The sequence below is a fragment of the Stenotrophomonas sp. HITSZ_GD genome (assembly GCF_029543105.1).
GTDB lineage: Bacteria > Pseudomonadota > Gammaproteobacteria > Xanthomonadales > Xanthomonadaceae > Stenotrophomonas_A.
Genome location: NZ_JARQXB010000027.1, coordinates 23,314 through 29,769, shown reverse-complemented (window position 1 = coordinate 29,769; position 6,456 = coordinate 23,314). Strand labels below are relative to the sequence as shown.

Annotated in this window: 5 protein-coding genes; all 5 read left to right on the top strand. The window is 67.9% G+C overall.

Translation table 11 applies throughout. The features are described from left to right. The first annotated feature begins 226 nt into the window (after positions 1-226). The 5 genes from P6166_RS16880 to metG all read left to right on the top strand — a co-directional run bounded on the left by P6166_RS16880 (position 227) and on the right by metG (position 6,452). Positions 227-2,179, top strand: coding sequence for a DUF885 family protein (locus P6166_RS16880; protein ID WP_277765595.1), 1,953 nt, complete (start codon positions 227-229; stop codon positions 2,177-2,179). A gap of 11 nt (positions 2,180-2,190) precedes the next feature. Continuing rightward, on the top strand, positions 2,191-3,255 hold the full coding sequence (locus P6166_RS16875) for a serine hydrolase domain-containing protein (RefSeq protein WP_277765594.1): 1,065 nt from the start codon (positions 2,191-2,193) through the stop codon (positions 3,253-3,255). A gap of 61 nt (positions 3,256-3,316) precedes the next feature. After that, positions 3,317-3,703, top strand: a complete 387-nt coding sequence (locus P6166_RS16870) for a VOC family protein (RefSeq protein WP_277765593.1) — start codon at positions 3,317-3,319, stop codon at positions 3,701-3,703. Positions 3,704-3,803: 100 nt separating this feature from the next. Next, complete coding sequence (locus tag P6166_RS16865; protein WP_277765592.1) at positions 3,804-4,247, top strand: DUF2147 domain-containing protein; 444 nt, start codon at positions 3,804-3,806, stop codon at positions 4,245-4,247. A 108-nt stretch (positions 4,248-4,355) separates the two neighbouring features. Further along, positions 4,356-6,452 (top strand): methionine--tRNA ligase, encoded by a 2,097-nt coding sequence (metG, locus tag P6166_RS16860; protein ID WP_277765591.1) that lies wholly within the window; start codon positions 4,356-4,358, stop codon positions 6,450-6,452. Positions 6,453-6,456: the final 4 nt, after the last annotated feature.

Here is a 6,456-nt window from a genome sequence, read left to right as displayed (position 1 = left end):
CTGGCGGGTATGGGCGTCAGCGGGCCATGGATGGCCCGCGGCGGCGAATCGGACAGGACGTCTGCTGAGCCGTGACGCCCATGCCCGCCAGGCCGGTGCCCGCACCGTAAGAAGACGAACCCAACCGCACAAACTACGACGACCGCGCCGCAAAAAACCACCCGACTGGCCCAAACGGCCCAGATACGGCAATCTGCCAAACCCACGCTGTCGTAGGAGCCCGTTGATGCCGTCCCGCCTCGCCCGCCTGATCGCACTGTTCCTGGCCACCACCGTTACCTTGGCCATGGCGCCCCACAGCGAAGCGGCGACGCAGAAGAAGAAGGCATCCACCAGCCAGTCGCAGAAGGCCAAGGCCAAGACCCCGGCCAAGTCCACCAGCAAGGGCAAGAGCAAGGCCAAGAAGACCACCGCCAAGCCGCGCGCCGCGGCGCCCGCCAAGGCGCTGACCAAGGCGCAGCAGCTCGAACGCCTCTACGCCGACTACTGGCAGGCCTCGCTCAAGCTCAACCCGCTGCAAGCCACCTTCCAGGGCGACCACCGCTACGACGACCAGCTGCCCAACTTCCTTTCGCCGGCGTTCCGCCAGCAAAGCCACGACTTCACCACGCAGTGGCTCGCCAAGGCGGAAGCCATCGGCCCCGATGGCCTCAGCGGCCAGGACCTGCTCAGCTACGAAATCTTCGTGCGCGATGCGCGCAGCGCGCTGGCCGCCGAACAGTTCCCCAGTTGGATGCAGCCAGTCAACCAGTTCTACAACGTCGCCAGCATCGCGGCCATGCTCGGCTCGGGCACCGGCGCGCAGCCGTTCGAAACCGTGCAGGACTACGACAACTGGGCACGCCGCGCCGACCAGCTGCCGGCACTGTTCGACCAGGCCATCGCCAACATGCGCGAAGGCATGAAGGCCGGTGTGGTGCAGCCGCGCGCATTGATGGAAAAAGTGATCCCGCAGCTCGATGCGATCATCCGCCCCACCGCCGAGGAAACGCTGTTCTGGGCACCGGTGCGCAATTTCCCGGCCACCTTCGCCGACGCCGACAAGCAGCGCATCAGCGCCGACTACAAGCGCATGATCGACCTCAAGCTCATGCCGGCCTATCGGGCGTTGCGCGGCTTCATCGCCACCGAATACCTGCCCGCTACCCGCAACACCGACGGCATGGGCGCGCTGCCCAACGGCGCGGCGTGGTACGCCAACAACGTGCGCCAGAGCACCACCTCGGACCTGACGCCCGAGCAGATCCACCAGATCGGCCTGGACGAAGTGGCGCGCATCCACGAGCAGATCCAGGCGGTGATGAAGCAGGTGAAGTTCCGCGGGTCGATGCAGAAGTTCTTCAAGTACATGCAGACCGACAAGCGCTTCACCTTCCAGAGCGAGGACGCGCTGCTGGCCTACTACCGCGGGCTGGAAGCCAAGGTCGATGCCGGCGTGCCGCGGCTGTTCTCGCTCAAGCCCAAGGCGAAGTTCGAGATCCGCCCGGTGGAGCCGTACCGCGCGCAATCGGCGGCCGGCGGCTCCTACATGCGCCCCGGCGGCACGCGCCCGGGCATCTTCTACGTCAACACCTACGACCTGCCCTCGCGCAAGACCTGGGACGCGGAAGACCTCTACCTGCACGAAGCCATTCCCGGCCACCACTACCAGCTGGGCCTGCAGCAGGAATTGGGCGAACTGCCCGATTTCCGCCGCTTCGGCGGCGAGACGGCCTTCATCGAGGGCTGGGGCCTGTACGCCGAATCGCTGGGCAAGGAGCTGGGCCTGTACCAGGATCCGTACAACTACTTCGGCTACCTGCAGAACGAGCTGTGGCGCGCGATCCGCCTGGTCGTCGACACGGGCCTGCACGCCAAGGGCTGGAGCCGCCAGCAGGTGATCGACTACATGCTGGAGAACTCCGCCTCCAGCCAGACCGACGCCATCGCCGAGGCCGAGCGCTACATGGCCATCCCCGGCCAGGCGCTGGCCTACAAGGTGGGCGAACTGAAGATCATGCAGTTGCGCCAGCAGGCACAGGCCGCGCTCGGCCCGCGCTTCGACATCCGCGCCTTCCACGCCGAAGTGCTCAAGGATGGCTCGGTGCCGCTGGATATCCTGCAGCAGAAGATCGAACGCTGGATCCAGGCGCAGAAGGGCCCGTCCGCCGCCGCGCCGGCCACGTCCACCCCGCCCTGAGGAATCGCCGCATGCGTCGTGCCTGCCTGTGGCTGTGCCTGCTGGTCGGGAACACCGGCGCGGCGGCGGCACCGGTGATCGCGCCGCCGGATGCGGGCATCGACGCGCTGATGCGCGACTACGACGGCATGCAGCCCGGCGCGGCAGTGCTGGTGCTGCGCGACGGCGAGCCGGTGTTCCGGCGCGGCTACGGGCTGGCGGTGGTGGAGGACGCTACCGGCGTCACGCCGCACACCAACTTCCGCCTTGCCTCGATCAGCAAGCAGTTCACCGCCGCGGCGATCCTGCTGCTCGCCGAGGACGGCAAGCTCTCGCTCGACGACCCGGTCAAGCGCTGGCTGCCGACGCTGCCGCCCGCCGCCGATGCGGTCACCCTGCGCCAGCTGCTCTCGCACACCGGCGGGCTGATCGACTACGAAGTCCTGATGCCGCCCACGCAGGCCACAGCGCTGCACGACATCGACGTGCTGCACCTGCTGGAAAAATCGGACCGCACCTACTTCACGCCCGGCCAGGGTTATCGCTACAGCAATGGCGGATATGCGCTGCTCGCGCTGGTCGTCGGCCGCGCGTCGGGGCAGGATTTCGCCAGTTTCCTGCGCACGCGCATCTTCCTGCCGCTGGGCATGCGCGACACCTTCGCCCACCAGGACGGCGTGGACGACGTGCCGAACCGCGCCTACGGCTACAGCCGCATCGACGGCCATTGGCAGCGCACCGACCAGAGCCTCACCAGCGCGGTGCTCGGCGATGGCGGCATCTACAGCTCGCTTGACGACCTCGCGCGCTGGGACGCGGCGCTGTATGACGAACGGCTGCTCAAGGCGTCCTCGCTCCAGCAGGCCTTCCACCCGGCCACCGCCACGCCCGAACCGGACGTGCCGTTCTATGGCTTCGGCTGGCGCATCAACGGCGAGACCTTGTGGCACAGCGGCGAGAGCATCGGCTTCCGCAACGTGATCGTGCGCTATCCCGCGCGCCACTTCACCGTGATCGTGCTCACCAACCGCGACGAGCCGGCGCCTTATCCACTCGCGTTGAAGATCGCCCACCGCTACCTGTACGGCGATCGCTGAGCGCGCGAGTGGCCGCCGGGCGCGTGCGATCATCCCCGCTCCCCCGCTGACGGACGCCACCATGCTGCAAGGCCTCCACCACGTCGCCCTCATCGCCTCCGACTACGCCCGCTCGCGTCGCTTCTACACCGACGTGCTCGGCCTGCGCGTGGTGCACGAGGTCTACCGCGAGGCGCGCGATTCCTGGAAACTCGACCTGGCCCTGCCCGATGGCAGCCAGCTCGAACTGTTCTCCTTCCCCGCCCCGCCGCCGCGGCCGAGCCGCCCCGAGGCGCAGGGCCTGCGCCACCTGGCCTTCCGGGTGGACGACCTCGACGCGGCGGTCGCCCGCCTCACCGCTGCCGGGGTGGCCTGCGAGCCGATCCGCGTGGACGAGTACACCGGCCGCCGCTTCACCTTCTTCGCCGATCCCGACGACCTGCCGCTGGAGCTGTACGAGCAGGGCTGACCCCTTCGCGCCGAGGTTTCCGTACCCACCCGGATGGGTATACAGTCGGCGCACCACCCGGCGCGTCGCCGGGAACCTCGAATGCCCTGGGAGGGGACCTATGCGCAAACTCCGTCACGCCCTGCTGCTCGCGCTGCCGCTGCTCGGCCTGAGCCTGGCCGCCAGTGCGGCCGATTCGGCCGCCGGCCGCTGGAAGACCATCGACGACAAGACCGGCAAGGTGAAGTCCATCGTCGAGATCACCCAGGCCGCCAACGGCACGCTGTCGGGCAAGGTGGTCGAGATCCTGCAGTCCGACCGCGGCCCGAACCCGGTCTGCGACAAGTGCGACGGCGAGCGCAAGAACAAGCCGGTCAAGGGCATGACCATCCTGTGGAACCTCAAGGCCGACGACGCCAGCCACTGGTCCGGCGGCACCATCCTGGACCCGGCCAACGGCAAGACCTACAAGTCCAAGCTGGAACTGCAGCCGGGTGGCCAGAAGCTGGATGTCTCCGGCTGCATCATGTTCATCTGCCGGGCGCAGACCTGGGTGCGCGAATAAGCGCGTCACCCACCTGCGTCCTTCGCGACCCGGCTTCGGCCGGGTCGTTCGTTTCCGCCATGCGATAATCCCCGGTCCCCCCGCGTCCCGCCAGGCTGTCATCCCGCCATGTCCCGCACCGCCCTCGTCACCACCGCCCTGCCCTACGCCAATGGCCCGCTGCACCTGGGTCACCTGGTCGGCTATATCCAGGCCGACATCTGGGTACGCGCGCGCCGGCTGCGCGGCGACAAGACCTGGTTCGTGTGCGCCGACGACACGCACGGCACGCCGATCATGCTCGCCGCCGAAAAGGCCGGGGTGACGCCGGAAGCGTTCATCGCCAGCATCCAGGCCAGCCACGAGCGCGACTTCGCCGCCTTCGGCGTGGCCTTCGACCACTACGATTCCACCAACTCGCCGGCCAACCGCGAGCTGACCGAGGCGTTCTACCAGCGCCTGGACGCGGCCGGGCACATCAGCCGCCGCTGGGTGGCGCAGTTCTACGACCCGGCCAAGGGCATGTTCCTGCCGGACCGCTACATCAAGGGCATCTGCCCGAACTGCGGCACGCCGGACCAGTACGGCGACAACTGCGAAGTCTGTGGCGCGACCTACGCGCCGACCGAACTGAAGGAACCGAAGTCGGTGATCTCGGGCGCGACGCCGGAAATCCGCGACTCGGAGCACTTCTTCTTCGAGGTCGGCCGTTTCGAATCCTTCCTGCGGGAATGGCTGGCCGGCGATGTCGCGCTGTCCGGCGTGAAAGCCAAGCTGATGGAGTGGCTGGACGCGGACGGTGGCCTGCGCGCGTGGGACATCTCACGCGACGCGCCCTACTTCGGATTCCAGATTCCCGGCCACCCCGGCAAGTATTTCTACGTGTGGCTGGACGCGCCGATCGGCTACCTGAGCAGCTTCAAGAACCTGTGCGCCGAGATCGGCGAGGACTTCGAGCGCCACCTCGCCGCCGGCACCGATACGGAGCTGCACCACTTCATCGGCAAGGACATCGTCAACTTCCATGGCCTGTTCTGGCCGGCGGTGCTGCACGGTACCGGCCAGCGCGCGCCCACGCGCCTGCATGTCAACGGCTACCTCACCGTGGACGGCGCGAAGATGTCCAAGTCGCGCGGCACTTTCGTGATGGCGCGCACCTACCTGGACGTGGGCCTGGAACCGGAAGCGCTGCGTTACTACTTCGCGGCCAAGTCCTCTGGCGGCGTGGACGACCTGGACCTCAACCTGGGCGACTTCATCGCACGAGTTAACGCGGACCTCGTCGGCAAGTTCGTCAACCTCGCCAGTCGCTGCGCCGGCTTCATCAGCAAGCGTTTCGACGGCAAGCTCGCCGATGCGCTGCCGGACCCGGCGCAATACGCGCGTTTCGTCGAAGCGCTGGCCCCGATCCGCGAAGCCTACGAGCGCAACGACCCGGCCGGTGCGATCCGCCAGGCAATGGCGCTGGCCGACGAGGCCAACAAGTACATCGACGAGACCAAGCCCTGGGTGATCGCCAAGCAGGAGGGCAGCGATGCGCAGCTGCAGGCGGTGTGCACCCAGGGCCTGAACCTGTTCCGCGTGCTGGTGGCCGCGCTCAAGCCGATCCTGCCGCGCACCAGTGCCGAGGCCGAGGCGTTCCTGTCCGCCCCGATGACCAGCTGGGAAGACATCGCCGCGCCGCTGGCCGAGGGCCATGTCATCCAGCCGTATACCGCCCTGTTCACCCGTATCGACCCGAAACTGATCGACGCCATGACCGAAGCCTCCAAGGACACCCTCGCCGCAGCCGCGCCGGCGGCCACCGGCCCGACCGCCGCGAAAACCGCCGCTGTAGGAGCGGCTTCAGCCGCGACCGCGCCCAAGCCAGCCGAAGCCGCGAAAGCCGACACCGCCCACATCGGCATCGAAGACTTCGCCAAGCTCGACCTGCGCATCGGCAAGGTGCTGGCTTGTGAATTCGTCGAAGGCTCGGACAAGCTGCTGCGTTTCGAACTCGATGCGGGCGAGCTGGGCAAGCGGCAGATCTTCTCCGGCATCCGCGCCAGTTACGGCGAGCCAGAGAAGCTGGTCGGCCGCAACGTGGTGTTCATCGCCAACCTGGCCCCGCGCAAGATGCGCTTTGGCCTGAGCGAGGGCATGATCCTCTCGGCCGGCTTCGACGGTGGCGCGCTGGCGCTGCTGGACGCCGACAGCGCCGCCCAGCCGGGCATGCCGGTGCGCTGAAGCC